Source organism: Pontibacter harenae, from assembly GCF_020907245.1.
GTDB lineage: Bacteria > Bacteroidota > Bacteroidia > Cytophagales > Hymenobacteraceae > Pontibacter > Pontibacter harenae.
This window is the reverse complement of sequence record NZ_JAJJWH010000001.1, coordinates 282,829-305,360: the sequence shown is the minus strand read 5'-3', so window position 1 is coordinate 305,360 and position 22,532 is coordinate 282,829. Positions and strand designations below refer to the sequence as shown.

The window sequence follows — 22,532 nt, the reverse complement described above, 5'->3', positions numbered from 1 at the left end:
AACTTATTATCAATGGCCTGAAAGGTGGGCATGATGTACGTCATGCCCACCTTTTTTCTTTTGCAGGTTAAGCTTTTTGATATCCAGTTTCTTTACCTCGCTGTCGCCCTCCCTTATCTGAATAAATTGAGAGGCAGGAATGTTTTCGAAAACTTGTATTCTGTTGGAGCCTGCCCATTTCACTTCCAGTTTATCGATTTTAGTTGCCTGCCCCAAGCCTAGCTCAGCTCTTAGGGTAGAGGCTCCAAAACTTCCTCCAGAGTTTACATCCCTATAAATCGCTCTTTGCCTGCCTCTATCTGTGAATGTTACTTTCAGGCGTGTACCGATGGCCGCTTTGTTAGCTTTTGCTCCCTCAAATTTAATCTTGATCCAGTTATTGCCACCAAGAGTACCTTCTTGGTAGGTATTTTTGAAGAGTGCATTTCTGTAATTGTCGCCTTCGAAAGCACCGCCCATAACGGTATAAATGTCCTGATCTCCATCGTTGTCTATGTCGCCTGCAGAAACAGCGTGGCCTTTCTGCAGATGGCCAACCCCTGCAGCAGTAGTTACATCCTGAAAGCTTTTGCCAGCACTGTTACGGAACAGCTTGTTAGGGATGAGTGATTCAAAGCTCGGATCTCCCGTGCCTAGGTACATATCTAGCCAGCCGTCGTTATCAATATCCAAAAAATTACTGCCCATGGTATACAGCGATTTGCTTATACCCACTTTTTCCGAAACGTCTGTAAAAGTACCATTCCCATTATTATGGTAGAGCCGTGCTTTCTCAGCGCCATTTGGCAGGCCTAGGTATTCGGCTGCCACGTTGTAAGCAACACCAGGCTCCATGCTAAATTTGAATCCCGATACAAAAATATCGAGCCAACCATCGTTGTCAAAGTCATAGAACCAGGTAGGGAACGACATCATCGGTTCTTGCAGACCAGCTTTTTCCGTTACATCTTCAAACTTTAGCTGCTCGTTTTTCCCTAAGCCCAGGTTGCGGAACAAATAGTTCTGGCCGTATAACGTAGAGACGTAAATATCCTGCCAACCGTCATTGTCGAAGTCACCAGAAGTTACACCTTTAACATATTGCGCCAGCTCAACCCCCGCCTCTTTGGTGACATTGTGAAACCTGCCACGGCGGTTTATGTATAGCTCACAGGGCACAGGGCTGAACCTTTGGGCTGTTTCATTGCCTATAAACAGGTCTATCCAGCCGTCGTTGTTAAAATCGCTCCATGTGGCTGTTTGGGTCGGATAAAAAGACAGCAGGCCTACTGCTGCCGTCACATCTGTAAAGGTGCCGTCGCCGTTGTTTTGCAGCAATGAATTGGGCTGCTTGCCCTGCTCCTCAAACCAGGCACCACGAAGCACGAGTACATCTATAAAACCATCGTTGTTGTAGTCTGCCTGCATCATGTTCAGGCTGTTGGTAATGCCTTTCAAACCCGCTCTCTCTGTATGGTTTGAGAAGGAGCCATCGCCATTATTATGGAAAAAGTGTATCTGGTCCCGCAGGCCATAGGAAGAGGCCATAATATCTAAGTAGCCGTTATTATCGAAGTCTTCGATAATAGATCCACCTGAAATATCATTCACATCAACGCCCAATTCTCCAGCAATTTCCTCGAAACGGGCTACAGGATATGCTGACTTATTTTCTATTGGTATCAGCCATTTTTGGGGCACCTCATTCGGATACTCCCCAAGCGTCATGTAAGCGATGTTCAACAGCCACCGGTAATGCAGCGCATCAGGATTTCGGTTTAAAAGTGCTGTATAATGTTCAATTGCTTTTTTGGAACCCTGTGGTAGCTGATGTACCCCATTGCTGGAAATCGGGAAGATGCAGGACGCTGATGTATGGTTGATCAGGCAATTTTCCTGCTCGCCCAGGCGCTGGTACGATTGGGCTATGTCCGCTTCCAGTTTGTCTACCAGGTCTCTGTCTTTCGGAGTGAAGCTGTGCGCAATCTGAGGTAACTCCTGTTGAAGTTTCTCAAACAGTTTGGCAGCTTTTGCTGGTTCTCCTGCGCGAAGCAACTCCACTGCTTTCTGGTACTCGTAGTCAAACTTCTTTCTGCCAGTGGCTTTGTTAGCTAGTGCCTCAAAGTGATCTACACGTGCGTGATTGGCAAACCTATTATCCGCAACATCAAACTTCTGCGCAACCTCTTCTAGTAGCGTCACCATGCCTGTGTGTGTGTCTTCCTGTTTTTCCCCAGTACAGGAAGCCAACAGCAGGATAGAGGAAAGAAAAGAGCAGGAGAAAGTCCTGAAATAATTTTTATGGAGCGTAAGCATCTTCCTTGGTTACCTTAGGCCTTTAACAGCTTTTACTATTTAACTTTTCTGCTCTTTCCGCTATAGTCGTAAGCCACAACAGAGACGGCATTCTGAGGCAGGGCTATGCTTCTGGTAGATTGCGATAAATAACCAGAGCCATAATAAAGCTCTTTTACTATTTTTTTACCTGAGTCTAAAGTTATCTCTACCCTTACATCAGATGGATTAGTTTTTATTACCTGTGTTGGGCTTGCAGAACTGGCGGTATACGCCCGCAAAGGACCATCGTTGTTGGCTACGAGCAACAGCGGTTTTCCATCAAAAAGGGTCAATTCAGCCATTCCCTTCGCATCGCCGTCTACAAGGAAACCACTTTGCTGCAGCGTTGCTGGCTGGAAACTTCCCTTCCCGCTTCCTTTCAGAAATAAGCCCCTAAAAGCATCATAAGCACCACTGAGCACTTCTGGAGCTTGGGAATTGCCAGTGAGCAGCACATCCAGGTTTCCGTCGCCGTCATAATCGTTTACAGTCATGCCGTACACAGGCGCAAATTGTGCCTGTATCGGCAAAGGTGCAATTTTGAACTTGCCGTTGCCTAAGTTCTCTATGTAGCTAGTGTGCATGTTAACACTTTTCAGCACATAAGATTCGTTTAGCTCTGCTGGAGAAAGCACCTCTGTAACCGAGGCACGGGCATAGCTGTTGTAACTGGTAAAACGCTTGCGCATCGATACAATTTGGTCAAAGATATCATCCCGCGGCCGTGCCGGCACGTTCTTGCCCATCACGTAGTGTGCCACTATAGGGTCCATGCTTCCGTTGCGGTCATAGTCAGCGGCATACACCGTTACGGGCTCTTTCTCTGACGCTTTGAGCTTTGTATTCAGCCCTAGGTTGCCAGCCATGTAATCTATATCGCCGTCATTGTCAAAATCTCCTGCCACCAAGCTGTTCCACCAGCCGCTGGTATTGGGCAAACCGGTAGCAGCAGTTACGTTTTGCAGTTTGCCGTTCACATTCCGGAAGAAGGTAATTGGCATGCCTTCTCCTGTTATAACTAAATCTACTGCGTGGTCATATCAAAATCAGTCCAGAGGGCAGCAGTGAGCATTCCCAGCTTCTGTAGTGCTGGACATACCTGCGCTGTAGCATTTCGGAACTTACCGCCCTCATTCAGTAGGATGTAGCTCTTGGCAGGAGCTGGATAGCCTTGCGGGCGCATTCTGCCTCCTACAAATAAATCCAAGTCACCGTCGCCGTCTATGTCTGCCGCTGTCACAAACGACCCGCTGGAGGTTGTGTTGGGCAGAGCCTGCATATCTAAGGTAAAGTTACCCTTGCCATCGTTCTTGTAGAGTTTGTCCTGAAAATAGGGCGAGTTGACTGGAAATTCATTTCCCCCACTCACTACATATAAGTCCAGATCACCGTCGCCGTCTGCATCGAAGAGTAGGCTGCCCATGTCTTCTTCAAACTTCGTTTGGTCCGTGATAGCAGCGCTTGTAAAGGTGCCATTCTTTGATTGAAGAAAAACTCTTCCTGGATACTTAAAGGCACCTCCTATATAAAAGTCTTCCAAGCCATCACCGTTTACATCGCCCACTGAAATGCTTGGGCCATTTTGAGAATACTTGTGCGGCAATAGTGGCTGAACCTTGAAGTCGATGTATGGTTCTTCTTTGTGGGTATAGTTTATCTTGTATTTGGTATTGGCGCTTTGAAACAGTTGGGCTGCCGCCTTCTGCTTTGGCTTCTTTGAGGCTACAGCATCTTTATGAGCCAGCGTAAGTACCTGGTTGGCTTTCACATTTTCGAGCCGCTGTACTTTGCCGTCAGGCCAGGTTACCTCTACGGCAGCTATCTTGGAATCCTTGCCCAAGCCAAAATGCAGTAGAGGCTCTACCGTGGACATAAAACCCCGGTAAGGCGAGTATTCCTGAAACTGCTCCTTGCCTTCCCGAGACAGCCTAACCTTAGTACCGTTGCCTGCTGCATTTGCTTTATCTCCCTGTAGCTTTATCCTGAGGAAGTTGTTCCCAATTTGTTTTTCTGCGTTGTTACGGTATACAAATGCTTTCCCGTTTATGTTGTTCGTCACGAGGTCCAGGTCGCCGTCCCCATCCAGGTCGGCATAAGCTGCTCCGTTTGAGAAAGACGGCACCTCCAGGCCCCAGGCTTTGGTCTGATTGCTAAAGGTAAAGTCACCTTGGTTCCGGTACATGTAGTTCGACTTCTTGGCACTTGGCAGTTGGTCTATGACTTTCATAAACTGCTTGTTCAGTACCTCCGTTGGCACATTGCTGTTAAGGCCCTGCATGCGGTACATGATAAAGTCGCGGTTGGTAATGTCTTTCGGGAAGCCATTGGTTATATGAAGATCTTTGTAGCCATCATTGTCAAAATCGGCCAGCAAGGGGCTCCAGCTCCAGTCTGTGCTGTGCACTCCCGCCAGTTGCCCTATTTCGCTGAAAGAGGCATCGCCGTTATTGAGCTGCAGCGTGTTGCGCATATGCTGCGGAACATAACCGTTCTTAATCTCGGCCATAAACCGGTCGTAGTTCATTCCTCCAAACATCAGCTTACTCCGCAGGTTGTCTTCTGGCAGCATATCCATCGTGATGATGTCCACTAGTCCGTCGTTGTTGAAGTCGGCCACATCATTGCCCATGGCCGACTGGCTCTGGTGCTTAAAATAAGTTGCAGCCTTATCTGTGAAGGTACCGTTGCCGTTGTTCAGGTATAGGATATCGTTCGAGAGGTAGTCATTTGATACGTAAACATCTGGCCAACCATCCTGATTTATATCGCTGATGGCTACGCCCAGACCATGGCCTTCCACCAATATACCCGCTTCTTTCGAGACATTTGTAAAAGTGTTATTCCCGTTGTTACGGTATAGTTTGTCTGTGTTTTTCCCAGAGCCGTTCCGTAACTGAGGGCGCAGCAGGTTTGGGTTTTGCTCTTCCAATGTATGGTTGAGAAGGTAGAGGTCTAGGTCGCCATCCTTGTCATAATCGAACAAAGCGGCATGCGTGGAGTAGCTATCGTCAGCAAGCCCATATTGCTGTGCTGCCTCTGTGAAGGTATTATCTTGGTTGTTGATGTAAAGCAGGTTTTTACGCTGCTGCGGGTTTACTTTGCCTGTTACACACACATAGATGTCTTGGTAGCCATCGTTATTTATATCTGCTACAGCTACGCCGCTTGCCCAGCGACCAGAAGTATTGATACCAGCCTGCTTGGTAATGTCCTCAAACTTTAGGTTTCCTTTGTTTAGGTATAGCCTACTGGGCACCATGTTGCCAGAAAAGAAGATATCCTGCAGTCCGTCGTTGTTAAAGTCACCTACCGCCACGCCGCCGCCATTATAGAAGTACTCAAACTCCAGCACGTTGAGGGTTTCAGTTTCTGTAAGCGTGTTCGAAAAGGAAATGCCTGTCTCTGTTTCAGAGAGGCTCTCGAATAACATGGGTGCTGCAGCTGTCTCTACTGCTATTTCTTTCTGTCCTTCTTGCTGATTGTTGTTGCAGCTAGCAAGAAGAAGTATTGCTGCAAATGACACAGCCCTTACCTTGTACAGTGGACAGACTTTAAATAATGCGAACATGGATTTTTAAATTGGAAAAAGCAGTTTGCTGGATATATACCTATGCAAACTGCTTTTTAAAAAACTATTTATCAAAAACGAAGGCTGCCAGACTACAGCTTTGCTGTTTGTCCTGCTTTGCGGGTTTGTAATTTAGATACGACGTAGTTCCCTACAGCCTTTCCCTGCTCAGCTCCAAGGTCACAGGCAGGGCGGAAGTGAATACCTCCGTAGATCCGGCTTTCCCCTACTTCAAAAGCCGCCTCGTTAAAGGAGTTGAATTTGCGTACTGGCAAGCCTATAGCCATCTGTGTAGAATCAATAAAAGCATAGGAATCTCCGAATTTATGGGTAAGTACAGAAGCTGCCGCCGCTGATATAACGCTATGCCCACTCGGGAACTCCGGGAAAGGAGGAGTCTGCAGTATTGGGTCCCAATCTGGATCAATATAGCGCTCTATGTATGTGTCAGGACGTATGGAATTATAGGCATACTTGGCATCCCAGCAGGAAATAAAACCATCAGCGAGTGCCGTTGTAACCATTACGTAAGTTTCGGCAGCTTCCATCATATCTAGTTTATTTTTGCGGATAGCAGAACTGGCGATAGAAACCCAGTGGCCAGGAGGAGTTAACTTCTGCTGGAAATAGGTAACATGCCCTTTTGTATAAGATATATTTGGGTTATCGTCCCAGAAACGTGCAATGAGAAGTTTCTCCTCATCAATATTCTTTACAATGCTGTAAACCTCCATCGCCTCTTTGTAAAAATCAGATGTAGCCGAAGAGTCAAATTTAGTTGCCAACTGAGGCTTAAAATGCGCTGCAGAATCCATGACGAAAGGCCTTATTTTGTTCCAATGGGGTTCTACGGCAGGCATGTAGTCAGGCGCAGTGGGCTGCCAGGTATCCGGCTTGGCAGAAACAACATGTCTGGTAAGTGCTCGTGTTTCCACATAACCGTCTTTCTTTGCCCAAGCTAATATATGCTCTCCCACCTCTCGTCCGTACGCAATAGAGTTGTTCAGTACCTCTTCCCGAATGCCGATTTTTTTTAGCTCCGCCAGGTACTCCGCCTCATACTCTTCGATCTTCAACTCGTCTAGAATAAGCTTTTTGCCGACTGTGGAAAAGGCGATGATGCTCGACACTGGATAGTACAGCTCCTTAGTATTATCAGGCTGAGGAATTGCTGATAAGCCATTATACTGGCTTGAAAGCGATTTGTAAGCAGGATAGGCAGGAGCCAAGGCTTCGTATGCCGCAATGTTCGGGTAAGAGTAAATTCGGCTGGCAACAGGCGGAGTAAAGATATCTTTGATGATAATCTCGCTTAAATGCCTGTTCCACACGATCAGTTGCGACTGCGAGAATTTGTCTAAGCCAGCTTGATCATGTTTTTCCTCACAGCCTAACAGGATGGGAATAACAAGTAAAAGGAGCAGCGATTTGATACTTTTCATATTTCTTGAAAGGATACTTAGATACTGTAATTAGTTTCATGCCGCAATGAAATATGCTTATGGCACTAAAACTGCAATTTCATGGTAAGTAACTAATTACTTTCTAATAAAACAAGTTCCTGTATCGGCTACGATAGATCATAATTTACTTATCCTCAAGGTGGATGGAAGCGGAAAGAGAACAATATGTACCAAAACCTATGGACGCTGTGCTATCCTGCTTGCCTGAGGCACCACCTGCCTGCTCTTGCCTCTAAAGTCATAGATAATGATGGTTTGGGCTCCTGCTGGTACAGCCAACGTTCTAGACGACTGCGACAAGTAAGCTGAGCCATAGTAAAACTCGTGTCGCACTTTTCTTCCATCCTGCAGCTTTATTGTAGCCCAGGCGTCAGAAGGGTTCAACTGTATCATTTCCTTCTGCTGCACATAGGTGAAAGTTTTCACAGGACCTTGATTTGAGGTGGAGAGTACCATGCTTTTACCATCTGGTAGCGTAAGCTCAGCAATGCCTTTCGCATCCGTGTCCACAAAAAAGCCACTTCGGGTAACAGAAACAGGTTCAAAACCGCCTCTCCCGTTGCCCTGCAAGTATAATCCAATGGAGGCATCGTACCAACCTGCCTGTATTTCTGTGCCGTAGTTGTTGCCTGTTAGCAGTAAGTCTAAGTTACCATCCCCGTTATAGTCGTTTACCAGCAAACCAAAGGCTGGTGCTACCTGCGCCTGTACTGGTAGTGGGCTAATTTTAAATTTCCCGTTCCCCAGGTTCTCGATATAGCTGCTTTGTAGATGGGTGCTTTTCGCTACAATGGCTTCTGATAACTCTTCCTTTGAAAATAAATCGCCATAACCTGTGCTGGCATACGATTGAAAAGTTTGAAACTTCCGGCGTAGCGAAACCATCTGGTCTGTCATGGCATCGCGCGGGTGAGCGGGGTAGTTTACCCCTATTAGGTAACGGCCTAGCACTGGGTCGATACTTCCGTTGTTATCAAAGTCTTTTGCAGTAATTGTAATAGGATATTCAGCGGATGCTTTGTAGTCTGAGTTAAGGCCGAAGTTACCGCCTATATAATCTATGTCTCCGTCGTTATCAAAATCACCAGCAGCCAAGCTGCTCCACCAACCAATTGCATCTTGCAGCCCAGAATCTTTTGTAGCGTTCTTCAACTGGCCATTTTTGTTTTTAAATAGGGTAACAGGTATCCATTCCCCAGCTAGCATCAAATCTATTTGCCCATCCTGATCGGCGTCTGTCCAGAGCGCAGCAGTAACCAAGCCCATCTCCCTGAGTTCTGGACAGACTTTATCTGTTACATCGGTAAACCTGCCACCGTCATTCTGAAGTATATAGCTGTTAGCTGGTAAAGGATACCGCTGTGGCACCACCCTTCCCCCAACAAACAAGTCCAGGTCACCGTCTTGGTCATAATCTGCCGCTATTACGCAGGAGCCACTGGCTCTGAGGTTAGGCAATGCAGGGGCATCTAAGGTAAACACTCCCTTGCCATCGTTTTTGTAAAGTCGGTCCTGGTACTCCGCAGCTCCTTCCTTAAACTCGCTCCCCCCGCTTACCACGTACAGGTCTAGGTCTCCGTCACCGTCTGCATCAAAGAACAATGCACCCATGTCATCGCCGTGCTTCACTGCATCCGTAAAGGGCGATCCATTAAATTTGCCTGTCGATAGTTGCAGGTAAAGTTTACCAGAGGCATCGGAGGAGCCTCCCACATAAAAATCTTCCAGCCCGTCCCCGTTCACATCGCCCACGGCAATGCCTGGACCTCCCTGTGAGTACTTTTGCATGAGCAGGGGCTGCAATTTGAAATCGACAAAATCATTTTCATGGTGCTGGTAACGGATGCCTGTTTCGGCACTGTCGAGCCCTTGAAAAAGCATAGCGATAGTTGTTGAGGTAGGTGCAGCGTTCGGAGCTGTAGCATCCTCGTAACGTACAGTCAGAACCTGGTCGGCTTTTACATTTTGCAGTGTTTGCTGCTTACCATCTGGCCATACCACCTCCAGTGCATCTACTTGGGTAACTTTGCCCAAGCCAAAGTGGGCTACATTTTCTACTGTAGACTTATAACCACGATACACCGAATGGTCGTGGTACAGTTGCTGGCCACCATACTTTAACGTAAGTTTTGCGCCAAGCCCAGCTTTATTTTTTGCGTCGCCTTCCAGTTTGATGCGCAGGTAATGCCGGTCAGGCAGCATATTTGCATCGTTCCTGTAGATGAAGGCGGACTCACCAATGTTATTCATGATCAGGTCCAGGTCGCCGTCATTGTCCAGGTCGGCAAAGGCGGTACCGTTGGTGTAGGAGGGAGCATCCAGCCCCCATTCCTCCGACTTATCTGTAAAAGAAAGGTTTCCTGTGTTTTGGTAAATGTAGTTGTGCACTTTTACGCCAGGAAGCTCCTTGATCAGTTTCGCCATTGTTTTAGCTTGGTGTGCGTTGTCTCCAAACTGCCCTTCCTGGCGCTTGTAAATGATAAAATCTAGGTTCGTAACATCCTTGCGGTAGCCGTTCGTGATCAGGAGGTCACGATGGCCATCGTTGTCGTAATCAGCAAACAAAGGCGCCCAGCTCCAGTCTGTCCGATGGATACCTGCCAACTGGCCAATTTCACTGAAAGTACCGTTGCCGTTATTAAGCTGCAAAGTATTACGTATATACTGCGGTTGGTAACCTAAAGTGAGGTTGCGTTTGTAGCGGTCGTAGTTGGGAGCCGCTATCATAGTTTTTTCACGCTGGTTGTCAGGGGGCAGCATGTCAACAGTTATAATGTCGAGCAGGCCATCATTGTTGAAGTCAGCAATATCAGTGCCCATGGCATTCCAGCTCTGGTGCTTCATGTATTGCTTTGAGTAGTCTGTAAAAGTGCCGTCTCCGTTGTTGATGTACAGAAGGTCGTTGGTGATAAAGTCGTTTGCCGCGTATATGTCCAGCCAGCCATCGTTGTTTATATCCGCAATACCCAAGCCCAGGCCATACCCTTCAATCAGGATGCCAGCTTCCCTTGAAACATCGGTAAAGGTGTTATCACCATTGTTGCGGTACAGCTTATCGGTGCTCAGGCCTTGGCCATCAACTTTTTTAGGACGGGCATTGTTGCGCGGAAAGCTCTCCAGCGCATTCGTAAGCAGGTACATGTCCAGGTCGCCGTCTTTGTCGTAGTCGAAGAAGGCCGCTTGGGTGCTATAACCTGTATCTGCCAGGCCATACGTCTTGGCAGCCTCTGTGAAGGTACCGTCGCCGTTATTAATAAACAGCATGTTTGGCTTTTCGACTGTTTTATTTGGCCCAGCCACACAAATGTAGATATCAGTAAACCCATCACTGTTTACATCTGCCATCGATACACCTGTTACCCAACGATCTGTGCCAACCCCAGCCTTTTCTGTGATGTCCTCAAACTTCATGTCGCCCTTGTTCAGGTAAAGTTTGCTAGACACCATGTTGCCGCCAAAGAAGACATCCTGTAGCCCATCGTTGTTGATGTCGCCAATAGCCACACCCGCACCGTTATACAGGTAATCATATTCAATGGCATTCAATGTATCGTTCTCAGGCAGGTCATTACTAAACGATATTCCAGTCTGCTCAGGAGACAGTAAATGGAAGAGTTGCCCCTCCTTGTCCTTATTACAACTGCTTAATAGTAAAGCAGCACCTATAAAAAGAGAGAAAAATTGCTTCATACTATGCGGGAGAAAACATAAGAAGAGAAAAATTTGCGCATTTTAAGCCAAACAACGTTTTGAAGCTATGAAATTTGCGGCAACTTTAAACACAATTATTAGCTAAATAACTCCTTAAGTTAAGATTAATCTTTCTTTAAGGAAAAAACAGGATAGAGCAAGCAAGGTTAATTGTAAGAAAGTCCATGCAGTGGTTGCTTAATGCCTATGATACAGATGCATCATCGGCATTAAGCAACTTTAGGAAAGCTTAGCCCTTACAATTGCACTACGGCCACTAGTTGTTTAGCTTTTGTGTAGCATTTAAAACTTTTCTCGTCAATTTCTGCTATCATTACCTAAACCCCATACCAAATGACTACCGCCACCATCACTTACCAGGACCAAACCTATACGTTCAATCCGCTGAAGCCACTCGATATTTCAATACCCCTGCACGAGGGGGAGCCTCAGGCAGAATGCTTTTGGGCAGAGCCTGTTGCTTTTGAAACCATAAGGGTGGGGGAGTTTGTAGGAAGCGTGGTTGAAGGAGGTAGTACTAACTACAAGCGCGTGCACGTAACGCCTCACGGAAACGGCACCCACACCGAATGCTACGGCCATATTTCTGCGGATGCGGACGCTACCATACACAACTGCCTCAAACGCTTTCTGTTCGTAGCGCAGCTAGTTACGGTGCAGCCGCAGAAGCTAGAGAACGGTGATGAGGTAGTGCTGTTGGAAGATGTAGAGAAGCAGCTAGAAGGCATAAAACCAGAAGCCCTTATACTTCGCACGCTGCCTAATACAGAAGATAAGTTTACCCGTCACTACTCGGGCACAAACCCGCCTTACCTTAACCACCTGCTGGCGGAATACTTAACGGCCTTAGGCATAGAGCACCTGCTACTGGACTTACCATCTGTAGATCGTGAGCAGGACGGGGGCAAGCTACTGGCGCACCGTGCTTTCTGGCAGTACCCTTACAATACACGCCGCCGCGCCACCATCACAGAACTTATTTATGTTCCTGATACCATAGAAGACGGATTATACTTGCTGAACCTACAAATTGCCAGCCTGCAGTTGGATGCCAGCCCAAGTAAGCCTGTTTTGTATCGGCTGGATGTGTGAAGGGACTATAGCGCCAGCAAGCGCCATAGTGGTGGTTGGCTAAAACACACAACAACGGCGGAGGCTGATTTTGATCTTTAGTAACAACTTAAGATTAAAAACAGAAATGGCCTGCAAAGTATAAAACCTTGCAAGCCACTCCCGTTATAGTTAACTGCTCTTTAGAACAATGCCTCTGCCACTTTCCTAACTGAGCCAGATTTGCCCATAGAGTAATAGTGCAGGCACGGCACACCAAACTCCATCAGCTCCTTCGACTGTTTGATAGCCCATTCTATACCTACCTGTGTGGCAGCCTTATTGTCTGGGCAGCTCTCTATGGCATCTGCCAAGTCACAAGGTATATCTATGTGGAATATGCTTGGCAGTACAGTTAGCTGCGACTTTGTAGTGATCGGCTTTAAGCCTGGAATAATTGGCACATTTATACCTTCCTCACGGCAAAGCTTCACAAACTCGATGTACTTCTGATTATCGAAGAACATCTGCGTGACAATATAATCAGCCCCCATTTCGACTTTCTTTTTTAGCCAACGCAGGTCGGCTCTTATGTTAGGAGCCTCTGAGTGTTTCTCTGGGTAACCTGCCACGCCGATGCAGAAATTAGTGCCATTGGTATTCAGTTGCTCATCGTCTATATAGCGGCCGTTGTTCATGTCCACCACCTGCTCTAACAACTCTGTGGCATAATGATGACCGCCTGGCTCTGGCGTAAAGCGCGATTCGCTCTTTACACAGTCACCTCGCAGCACCAGCACATTATCTATACCTAAAAAATGTAGGTCGATGAGGGCGTTCTCAGTTTCCTCTTTGCTGAAGCCGCCGCAGATCAGGTGCGGCACCGTATCCACTTTGTAATGGTTCTGGATGGCGGCACATATACCAACCGTACCAGGACGCTTTCGTGTAGTACGTTTCTCCAAGAGGCCATTTTCCCGCTGCTTGTACACATATTCTTCGCGGTGGTAAGTCACATCAATAAACGGTGGCTTAAACTCCATCAGCGGATCGATATGATCGAAAAGCGTCTTCATGTTCTCTCCCTTCAAAGGAGGCAATATCTCGAATGTAAACATGGTTTTACCGTTCGCATTCTTGAAGTGGTCCGTTACTTTCATCTATTTTTTCGGGTGCTTTATTTAGGTATTAGATGTTAAGCGTTAGATACTAGACATTTTATTTCAGCAACGACTCTAATTTTATACATCAGTGAGAAATCTAAAATCTAGCGTCTAATATCTAACATCTAAAAATTAAACTGCCTGCTGCGCTACTGGCGTCGGCTCATAGTTCAGGTTCGGCGACAGCCAACGCTCCAGTTCTTCCTGTGGCATACCTTTGCGCTGCGCCAGGTCTGCCACCTGATCTTCGCCTATCTTACCCAGGCCAAAGTACTTCGACTCTGGATGTGAGAAGTATAAACCGCTTACTGAAGAAGCAGGATACATCGCTAAATTCTCTGTCAGGATAATGCCTGTGGCTTCATCAGCCTTCAGCAGGTTAAACAGCGTGATTTTTTCAGTATGGTCTGGGCAGCCAGGGTAACCTGGTGCTGGACGTATGCCTTGGTACTGCTCTTTTATCAGCTCGTCGTTTGCTAAGGCTTCATTTGGTGCATATCCCCACAGTTCTCTGCGCACTTTAGCATGCATTAGTTCTGCAAAAGCTTCTGCCAAACGGTCGGCCAGGGCCTTTACCATAATGGAGCGGTAGTCGTCATGGTCAGCCTCATACTTTTCGATCAGTTTCTCGATACCGAAGCCTGCTGATACTACAAAGCCACCAATATAATCCTGCACGCCTGTTTCTTTGGGTGCCAAGAAGTCGGAGAAGGCCAGGTTTGGAACGTTAGCACCTTTCTTACCCTGCTGGCGTAGCGTGTGGAACTCTGTCAGCACGTTTTCACGTGAATCATCGGCGTACACTTCTATGGTGTCGTCTGCCTCTACGTTGGCAGGATAGAAACCAACTACGGCACGTGCTTCTAACAACTGCTTCTCTACAATCTCCTGCAGCATTTCCTGCGCATCAGCAAATAATTTGCGTGCCTCAGTTCCCAATTCAGCGTCATCCAAAATCTTTGGATACTGCCGCTTCAGCTCCCAGGTATGGAAGAAAGGCGTCCAGTCGATGTAAGGCACAATCTCTTCCAAAGGATAATGGTTAAATACTTTATTGCCTAGGAAGCTTGGCTTTACAGGCTTCGACTCCTGCCAGTTCACTTTATACTTGTTCGCTCGCGCTTCTTCTATGGTAGCAAAAGCACGGTCTTTGGTGCGGTTCAGGTGGTCTTCGCGCAGTTGGGCGTATTCAGCTCTTATTTCGGCTACATAGTTATCGCGGTTGCTGCCGAGCAGGTTGCTAACAACAGTTACACTGCGCGAGGCATCGTGTACGTGTATAACTGGCCCACTGTACTGCGGCGCAATCTTTACGGCAGTATGCACACGCGAGGTGGTAGCGCCACCAATCAGCAATGGAATCTTCAGGCCTCTTCGCTCCATCTCCTGAGCCACATACACCATCTCATCCAGTGAAGGTGTAATCAGGCCACTCAACCCAATAATATCCACCTGCTGCGCCTCGGCCTCCGCCAGAATCTTATCCAACGGCACCATCACGCCCATATCAATAACCTCATAGTTGTTACAGGCCAGCACCACACCCACAATGTTTTTGCCGATGTCGTGCACGTCGCCTTTTACGGTAGCCATAAGTATAGTGCCTGCCGTAGATTTAGAGGTATCGGACGCCAGCTTCTCCTGCTCCATAAACGGCAACAGGTATGCCACCGACTTCTTCATTACACGGGCACTCTTCACTACCTGCGGCAGGAACATTTTACCAGCACCAAATAAATCACCCACCACGGTCATACCTGCCATCAATGGGCCTTCAATCACATCCAGCGTTTTGGTCGCTTTCTGACGGGCTTCCTCAGTGTCTTCGTCTATAAACTCAACTATACCTTTTACCAGCGAGTGCTTCAGGCGCTCCTCCACAGGCGCATCACGCCAGGCAGTGTCGGCACCTGTAGCCGTTTTCCCCTTGCCTTTAACCGTCTCGGCATAATTCACCAGCTTTTCGGTGGCGTCTGGGTGGCGGTTAAAGATCACATCTTCGATCAGGTTGCGCAGCTCCAGCGGAATTTCCTCGTAAATCCCCATCATACCCGCGTTCACGATACCCATGTCCATACCTGCCTGCACGGCATAGTATAAGAACACGGTGTGCATGGCCTCACGCACCAGGTCGTTTCCTCTAAAAGAGAAAGAAAGGTTACTTACCCCACCACTCACCAAGGCGTGCGGCAGGTTTGCTTTTATCCATTTTACCGATTCCAGGTATTCTACCGCATAGTTATTATGCTCTTCTATACCAGTGGCAATGGCTAATATATTTGGGTCGAAAATGATATCCTGTGGTGGGAAGCCCACTTCCTCTGTCAAAATGCGGTAAGCGCGTCCGCAAATTTCAATTCTTCGCTCCAGCGTGTCGGCCTGGCCTTCTTCATCAAACGCCATCACCACGGCAGCGGCACCATACTGGCGCACTTTGCGTGCCTGTTGTTTAAAGTTTTCCTCGCCTTCTTTTAGAGAAATAGAGTTAACAATTGATTTGCCCTGCACACATTTCAAGCCTGCCTCCAACACCGTCCACTTAGAGGAGTCGATCATGATTGGCAGCTTGGATATCTCTGGTTCGGATGCAATCAGGTTTAGGAAGTTGGTCATGGCCTCTTCTGAGTCCAACATACCTTCGTCCATGTTCACGTCTATGATCTGGGCACCGCCCTCTACCTGCTGCTGTGCTACTGAAAGCGCCTCTTCAAACTCTCCGCTTACAATCAGGCGGGCAAATTTCTTAGATCCAGTTACGTTCGTACGCTCGCCCACATTCACAAACAGGGTTTCTGGTGTGATAGTAAGCGGTTCCAACCCACTGTAGCGCGAGTAAGCAGGCAGCTCAGGAACAACACGCGGTTTATGTTTGGCAGAAAGCTCTGCAATACGGCGGATGTGATCTGGTGTGGTACCACAGCAGCCGCCCAATATATTTATCAGGCCTTCTTTGAGGTATTCCTCTACAATGGCACCCATCTCATCCGCTGTTTCATCGTAGCCACCAAAGGCATTTGGCAGGCCGGCATTTGGATAGGCACTGATATGCACATCCGCAATACGGGATAGTTCCTGTATGTGCGTTTTTAGCTGACGTGCTCCCAAGGCGCAGTTAAAACCAATGCTGATGATGGGTGCATGAGAGATAGAATTCCAGAAAGCCTCTACCGTTTGGCCAGACAATGTACGACCACTGGCATCCGTAATGGTACCTGATACCATGATCGGCAATTCTTTGCCGCCATCCTGCACATATTGCTCTGCGGCAAAAAGAGCAGCCTTACAGTTAAGTGTATCAAACACCGTCTCTATTAGCAGCACATCGCAGCCACCGTCTACTAAACCGCGCACCTGCTCATAGTAAGCCTCCACCAGTTGGTCGAAGGTGATGGCGCGGTAGCCAGGATTGTTTACGTCTGGAGAAAGCGAAGCCGTACGGTTAGTTGGGCCAATGGCGCCTGCCACAAAGCGTGGTCTGCCAGGAATTCTAGCCTCTATCTCGTCAGCAGCCTCACGTGCCAATCGCGCCGATTCGTAGTTCAGCTCGTACACGATGTGCTCCAGGTGGTAATCGGCCATGGCGATACTAGTGCCACTGAAGGTATTGGTCTCCACAATGTCAGCACCAGCCTCTAAATAGTCGAGGTGAATTTGTTTGATGACATCAGGACGTGTAATGGAAAGTAAGTCGTTGTTGCCCCGCAGGTCGCTGGCATGATCTTTAAAGCGGTCGCCTCTGAAATCTTCCTCCTGCAGTTGGTAGCGCTGAATCATGGTACCCATCGCGCCATCCAGCACGAGTACACGCTCTTTCAGCAATTTATGTATAGGATGCTCTGTCATTTTCGGTGTCGTCTTCTTCTCGTTAGTCTTCAGCATTCGCTTATCAAGAAGGACACCCAGGTATTGGAGGGGATATCTTTCTTATCTTCCCTGGACATGGTTACCAGGAGGGAGTTAGCACCAAGCTTCAGTTCATGGTTGCTAAGACATCGTCGGGCCCTATCCCTCAGTCTTTCTTGATAAGAAGCTGCAATTTAAGAAGATATATGGAGTATGTAAAATTTTGTTGCCCTTAATTACAGCAAGGGTTCTTATAAAGCAAAAGGGAGAGGCGCTCTTGCACCTCTCCCTTTTGTTGTTTACTGCCTGAGCAGTTGATGCTGCGTAGCTTACGCCTCAGCCTGTACTTTAGGAACTACAGAAACGTAAGAACGATCTTTCTTTCCTTTTCTAAATTGTACAACACCGTCTGTTAAAGCAAACAGTGTGTGGTCTTTACCAATACCCACGTTAGTGCCTGGGTGGTGGGCAGTACCTCTTTGTCTTACAATGATGTTACCAGCGATGATATCCTGGCCACCGTAAATTTTAACACCAAGTCGTTTAGAATGCGACTCACGGCCGTTGTTAGAACTACCAGCTCCTTTTTTGTGTGCCATGTTTTTTAAAGTTTAACTCAGGCTAGCGAACTATACCTGAAAAGTTTTCACGATTAATTTCTTCTTACTGCTTAACCAATGCTCTCGATAAGAACCTTCGTAAACTGCTGGCGGTGACCATTCTTTTTACGATATCCTTTTCTTCTCTTCTTTTTGAAAACGATCACTTTGTCGCCTTTCACTAGGGAGGTCAGGATTTTACCTGTTACCTTTACACCCTCTACGAAAGGAGCGCCAACTGTGATAGTACCGTTGTCATCAGTAAGAAGAACATTGGTGAACTCAACGGCGTCACCTTCATTGCCGGAAAGCTTGTTAGCGTAGATGAACTTACCGCTCTCTACTTTGGTCTGTTGACCTGCGATTTCTACAATTGCGTACATCAGCTTCAATGTATATTTTTAGATTTAGTCCGCAAAAGTACGACACATATTCTAATTTTGCAAGCGATTTTTTCTGTTTCTAACTGGTTATCACCAAATATCAACCTTAATCAACAGTAATGTGGAAAACCATGTTGAAATCCACACTTCTTTTTTTGACACAACCGCAAAAACACCCACAAAACACTTCACCCCAACTAGTTACAGCAAAATCAAAGAGCACACCTTATCCACAAACACCACAACACAAGAAGAAGACACGGCTTTGACCTTTGTTTTGAAATTGCACTTTATATTCTCTGGCCACAAGCTTAAAGCCCCCTGAGCATCAGCAGAGCGGTTTTGCACTAAAAACACAGCTAAACATATATAATCAGGAATATTATTTATCAAATATATGCATCGAAACGAATGTTAACATTGCTGTTAATTTTATTACAACAAACACTTAATCAAGTGATTATGCATTTGTGGACAAATTGAAAAACTTTAACCCTCATTTTAGAGTTCATTTCTCTATATTTGAATTCACAATGTTCCGGCAGCCTGGTTCTTAGGTATTGCTTAACTATTGAGAGCAGCAGAGGTTGCCAGCATGCGAATGCTAAACCCTTTACTTTTTTAAATTTTAGCTTATGGAGCCAATACTGAAAGAGAATCCAAACCGCTTTGTTCTGTTCCCGATACAGAATGACGAGGTGTGGCAGATGTACAAGAAAGCTGAAGCCAGTTTTTGGACTGCCGAAGAGATAGATTTAAGCCAGGACCTTAAGGACTGGGAAAACCTGAACGACGGAGAACGTCATTTCATCAGCCACGTGCTTGCATTCTTTGCCGCTTCTGACGGTATCGTGAACGAGAACCTGGCCGTGAACTTCATGAATGAGGTGCAGATACCTGAGGCGCGATGCTTTTATGGTTTCCAAATCATGATGGAAAATATTCACGCCGAAACGTACTCTTTACTTATAGATACCTATGTAAAGAAGCAAAGCGAGAAGGACCATCTATTTAATGCGCTGGAAACAGTGCCTGCTGTTGGAAGAAAAGGAGACTGGGCGCTTCGCTGGATCGAGAGCGAAAACTTTGCTGAACGCCTGATTGCTTTTGCAGCTGTGGAAGGTATTTTCTTCTCTGGCTCTTTCTGCTCTATTTTCTGGCTGAAGAAGCGTGGCTTGATGCCAGGCCTTACTTTTTCTAACGAGCTAATCTCGCGCGATGAAGGCCTGCACTGCGATTTTGCTTGCTTACTTTATAGTATGCTGCACAATAAACTGCCGCAAGAGCGTGTACTGGAAATTATTCGCGATGCGGTAAGCATAGAGCAGGAGTTTGTGACGGATGCACTGCCAGTAGACTTAATAGGCATGAACGCTAAACTGATGAACCAGTACATTGAGTTTGTAGCTGACCGCCTGTTGGTAGCACTTGGCTGCAGCAAGATCTACAACTCTACCAACCCATTCGATTTCATGGAAATGATCTCGCTGCAAGGCAAGACAAACTTCTTTGAGAAGCGCGTGGGCGATTACCAGAAGGCGGGTGTAATGGGCGACAAAGACAAAAACGTTTTCAGCCTGGACGAAGACTTTTAAGAATAAACTTTACGTTGTAAATTTCGGGAGCAAAAGGGGAAGTACTCTTTCCCTTCCCATATTTACTTTTAGTAATCAATTACGAAACACAACAGTCGGAGCAAACGTGCCTCCACAAGCTGTTTCGGAACCATAGTTGGCACCACCGCCACCTAAACGGGCATTTCAACCCCACTATATAGTAAAAGCATTTGGCTTTACCTATAATCGTTTGTACTACAACGGCTTACACTGCTGTGCACGTATGAGCAGGTTGAGTTACATGGCCTAGTATAACCACCTTCTGCAGCAGCAGAGGTTACTATATATATTTTTTTATTAATAACCTGGGCCTTTCAAGCCCACTAATTGCATATGTTATGTTAGTAGTTAAACGAGACGGCAGACGCGAATCTGTTAAATTCGATAAGATTACGGCACGCATCGAAAAGCTGTGCTACGGTTTGAATATGGATTATGTGTCGCCGATTGAGGTGGCCAAGAAGGTGATCGACGGTATTTACGACGGCGTAACTACTGTAGAGCTGGATAACCTGGCAGCAGAAACTGCAGCCTCGCTTACCACTAAGCACCCCGATTATGCGGTGCTGGCGGCGCGTGTGGCTATCTCTAGCCTGCACAAGGTTACAAGCAAGTCGTTCTCGAACACCATGAAGCGCTTGTATACTTACCAAGACCCGAAAACAGGCGAGAACGCTTCGCTTATCTCGAAGGATGTGTATGAGGTAATCCGCAAGCATGCTGCTTCCCTCGACTCTACTATCATTTACGACCGTGATTACAACTACGATTACTTCGGTTATAAAACATTGGAGCGCTCTTACCTGCTTCGCCTGGATGGCAAGATCGTAGAGCGTCCGCAGCACATGTTGATGCGTGTGGCCGTGGGTATCCACAAGGAGGACATCGAATCTGCCATCGAGACTTATAATCTCATGTCCGAGAAGTGGTTTACGCACGCCACCCCAACATTATTTAACGCAGGTACGCCAAAGCCACAGCTTTCTTCGTGCTTCCTGCTTACCATGAAAGACGATAGCATACCAGGCATTTACGACACGCTGAAGCAGTGCGCTCAGATTTCGCAAAGCGCTGGTGGTATCGGCCTGAGCATACACAATGTGCGTGCTACGGGTTCTTACATCAAAGGCACGAACGGTACCTCTAACGGTATCATTCCTATGCTGAAAGTGTTTAACGACACGGCCCGCTACGTAGACCAGGGCGGCGGTAAGCGTAAAGGCGCTTTCGCTATTTACCTGGAGCCTTGGCACTCTGATATCTTCGACTTCCTGGACCTGCGCAAGAACCATGGTAAAGAAGAAAACCGTGCCCGTGATTTGTTTTATGCTCTTTGGACACCAGACTTGTTTATGAAGCGTGTGGAGGAGAACGGCGAATGGAGCCTGTTCTGCCCGCACGAAGCACCTGGCCTGGCCGATTGCTGGGGTAAAGACTTTGAGCGCCTGTACGAGAAGTACGAGCGTGAAGGCCGTGCCCGCAAAACGATAAAAGCACAAGACCTTTGGTTTGCTGTGCTGGAGTCTCAGATTGAGACTGGTACACCTTACATGCTGTATAAAGATGCGGCTAACGGTAAGAGCAACCAGCAGAACCTGGGCACCATTAAGAGCTCGAACCTGTGTACCGAGATTATGGAGTATACCAGCGCCGATGAGGTAGCTGTTTGTAACCTGGCTTCTTTGGCATTGCCTCGTTTTGTGAAAGAAGAGAACGGCCATAAGGTGTTCGACCACCAGAAGCTGTTTGATGTAACGTACCATGTTACCAAAAACCTGAACAAGGTTATCGATATTAACTATTACCCAGTAGAAGAGGCTCGTAATTCTAACATGCGCCACCGCCCGATTGGTTTAGGTGTGCAAGGCTTAGCCGATACATTTATTCACCTGCGTATGCCGTTCGAAAGCGAAGAGGCTCGTGGTCTGAACAAAGATATCTTCGAGACGATCTATTTTGCTGCCATGACGGCTTCTAAAGACTTAGCTAAAAAGCAAGGACATTACGAGACGTTTAAAGGCTCTCCATTATCAGAAGGTAAATTCCAGTTCGACCTGTGGAACGTAACACCAGACAGTGGCCGTTGGGATTGGGAAGAACTTCGCCAAGAGGTGATAGAGCATGGTGTACGCAACTCATTATTGCTGGCTCCAATGCCTACAGCTTCTACTGCCCAGATTTTAGGCAACAACGAATCGTTTGAGCCTTATACTTCTAACATCTATGTACGCCGTGTACTTTCAGGTGAGTTTATGGTGGTGAACAAGCACCTGCTGAAAGACCTGATCGCGCTGGGCATTTGGAACGACAGAATGAAGCAGGACATTATCGCAGCCAACGGCTCGGTACAGGATATCCCGAACATTCCGCAGCACATCAAAGACCTATACAAAACAGTATGGGAGATCAGCCAACGTACGGTAATTGACATGAGCGCCGACCGCGGTGCCTTCATCTGCCAAAGCCAGTCGCTGAACCTGCACGTGCAGAACGTGAACTTCGGTAAGCTGACCTCGATGCACTTCTATAGCTGGAAGAAAGGCCTGAAAACAGGTATGTACTACCTGCGCACTAAGTCAGCGGTAGATGCCATCAAGTTTACGGTAGAGAAACAGGCAGCCGAAACGCTGTCGCCAGTCTACCAGGAACAAGATCAGAACCGCAGCGACATGAGCTGCTCACTGGATAACCCAGACGCATGCGAAGCTTGCGGATCGTAAGGTAACTTATAAAGGGAGAGCTAGTTATAGTTCTCCCTTTATTTTGCTCAACCTAAGTACATCCTATGTTATTACTAATTTATAATTAGCAGGCGAAATC

The 22,532-nt window shown here is 47.1% G+C and carries 12 protein-coding genes and 1 riboswitch; of the genes, 3 read left to right on the top strand and 9 right to left on the bottom strand.

The genetic code is table 11. The annotated features are described in order from the left end of the window. Positions 1-9: 9 nt before the first annotated feature. The 5 genes from LN893_RS01320 to LN893_RS01300 form a co-directional block, all read right to left on the bottom strand. Positions 10-2,295: a CRTAC1 family protein gene (locus LN893_RS01320; RefSeq protein ID WP_229967513.1), complete on the bottom strand. Its 2,286-nt coding sequence runs from the start codon at positions 2,293-2,295 to the stop codon at positions 10-12. A gap of 35 nt (positions 2,296-2,330) precedes the next feature. Further along, positions 2,331-3,317, bottom strand: coding sequence for an FG-GAP repeat domain-containing protein (locus LN893_RS01315; RefSeq protein WP_229967511.1), 987 nt, complete (start codon positions 3,315-3,317; stop codon positions 2,331-2,333). A 23-nt stretch (positions 3,318-3,340) separates the two neighbouring features. Then, on the bottom strand, positions 3,341-5,839 hold the full coding sequence (locus LN893_RS01310; RefSeq protein ID WP_229967509.1) for an FG-GAP-like repeat-containing protein: 2,499 nt from the start codon (positions 5,837-5,839) through the stop codon (positions 3,341-3,343). Between the two features lie 137 nt (positions 5,840-5,976). Further along, positions 5,977-7,326, bottom strand: coding sequence for a vanadium-dependent haloperoxidase (locus LN893_RS01305; RefSeq protein ID WP_229967507.1), 1,350 nt, complete (start codon positions 7,324-7,326; stop codon positions 5,977-5,979). Between the two features lie 198 nt (positions 7,327-7,524). Beyond that, positions 7,525-11,037: a VCBS repeat-containing protein gene (locus LN893_RS01300; protein WP_229967505.1), complete on the bottom strand. Its 3,513-nt coding sequence runs from the start codon at positions 11,035-11,037 to the stop codon at positions 7,525-7,527. A gap of 354 nt (positions 11,038-11,391) precedes the next feature. On the opposite strand from LN893_RS01300, the gene LN893_RS01295 reads away from it, so the two are divergent. After that, entirely contained in the window at positions 11,392-12,150 is a 759-nt protein-coding gene (locus tag LN893_RS01295; RefSeq protein WP_229967504.1) for a cyclase family protein, read from the top strand. Between the two features lie 161 nt (positions 12,151-12,311). Here the strand turns inward: LN893_RS01295 and metF are convergent, their stop codons facing one another. The 4 genes from metF to rplU form a co-directional block, all read right to left on the bottom strand. Next, positions 12,312-13,268: a methylenetetrahydrofolate reductase [NAD(P)H] gene (gene metF / locus LN893_RS01290; protein ID WP_229967503.1), complete on the bottom strand. Its 957-nt coding sequence runs from the start codon at positions 13,266-13,268 to the stop codon at positions 12,312-12,314. 135 nt (positions 13,269-13,403) lie between these two features. Beyond that, entirely contained in the window at positions 13,404-17,150 is a 3,747-nt protein-coding gene (gene metH / locus LN893_RS01285) for a methionine synthase (RefSeq protein WP_229967502.1), read from the bottom strand. Between the two features lie 42 nt (positions 17,151-17,192). Next, a riboswitch (SAM riboswitch) is annotated at positions 17,193-17,300 on the bottom strand. A gap of 143 nt (positions 17,301-17,443) precedes the next feature. After that, positions 17,444-17,713, bottom strand: a complete 270-nt coding sequence (gene rpmA, locus LN893_RS01280; RefSeq protein ID WP_229967501.1) for a 50S ribosomal protein L27 — start codon at positions 17,711-17,713, stop codon at positions 17,444-17,446. 71 nt (positions 17,714-17,784) lie between these two features. Continuing rightward, complete coding sequence (gene rplU / locus LN893_RS01275; protein WP_229967500.1) at positions 17,785-18,096, bottom strand: 50S ribosomal protein L21; 312 nt, start codon at positions 18,094-18,096, stop codon at positions 17,785-17,787. 635 nt (positions 18,097-18,731) lie between these two features. Between rplU and LN893_RS01270 the strand changes: the two genes are divergently transcribed. Beyond that, positions 18,732-19,691, top strand: coding sequence for a ribonucleoside-diphosphate reductase small subunit (locus tag LN893_RS01270; protein ID WP_229967498.1), 960 nt, complete (start codon positions 18,732-18,734; stop codon positions 19,689-19,691). A 359-nt stretch (positions 19,692-20,050) separates the two neighbouring features. Next, a complete protein-coding gene (locus LN893_RS01265; protein ID WP_229967496.1) occupies positions 20,051-22,432 on the top strand; it encodes a ribonucleoside-diphosphate reductase subunit alpha in 2,382 nt (793 codons plus the stop codon). The last annotated feature ends 100 nt before the right edge of the window (positions 22,433-22,532 follow it).

What these genes read in the sequence shown, in the direction of transcription:
- LN893_RS01320 (WP_229967513.1), bottom strand. Translation starts at nt 2,295, where the DNA reads ATGCTTACGCTCCATAAAAATTATTTCAGGACTTTCTCCTGCTCTTTT.
- LN893_RS01315 (WP_229967511.1), bottom strand. Translation starts at nt 3,317, where the DNA reads ATGCCAATTACCTTCTTCCGGAATGTGAACGGCAAACTGCAAAACGTA.
- LN893_RS01305 (WP_229967507.1), bottom strand. Translation starts at nt 7,326, where the DNA reads ATGAAAAGTATCAAATCGCTGCTCCTTTTACTTGTTATTCCCATCCTG.
- LN893_RS01300 (WP_229967505.1), bottom strand. Translation starts at nt 11,037, where the DNA reads ATGAAGCAATTTTTCTCTCTTTTTATAGGTGCTGCTTTACTATTAAGC.
- LN893_RS01295 (WP_229967504.1), top strand. Translation starts at nt 11,392, where the DNA reads ATGACTACCGCCACCATCACTTACCAGGACCAAACCTATACGTTCAAT.
- metF (WP_229967503.1), bottom strand. Translation starts at nt 13,268, where the DNA reads ATGAAAGTAACGGACCACTTCAAGAATGCGAACGGTAAAACCATGTTT.
- metH (WP_229967502.1), bottom strand. Translation starts at nt 17,150, where the DNA reads ATGCTGAAGACTAACGAGAAGAAGACGACACCGAAAATGACAGAGCAT.
- rpmA (WP_229967501.1), bottom strand. Translation starts at nt 17,713, where the DNA reads ATGGCACACAAAAAAGGAGCTGGTAGTTCTAACAACGGCCGTGAGTCG.
- rplU (WP_229967500.1), bottom strand. Translation starts at nt 18,096, where the DNA reads ATGTACGCAATTGTAGAAATCGCAGGTCAACAGACCAAAGTAGAGAGC.
- LN893_RS01270 (WP_229967498.1), top strand. Translation starts at nt 18,732, where the DNA reads ATGGAGCCAATACTGAAAGAGAATCCAAACCGCTTTGTTCTGTTCCCG.
- LN893_RS01265 (WP_229967496.1), top strand. Translation starts at nt 20,051, where the DNA reads ATGTTAGTAGTTAAACGAGACGGCAGACGCGAATCTGTTAAATTCGAT.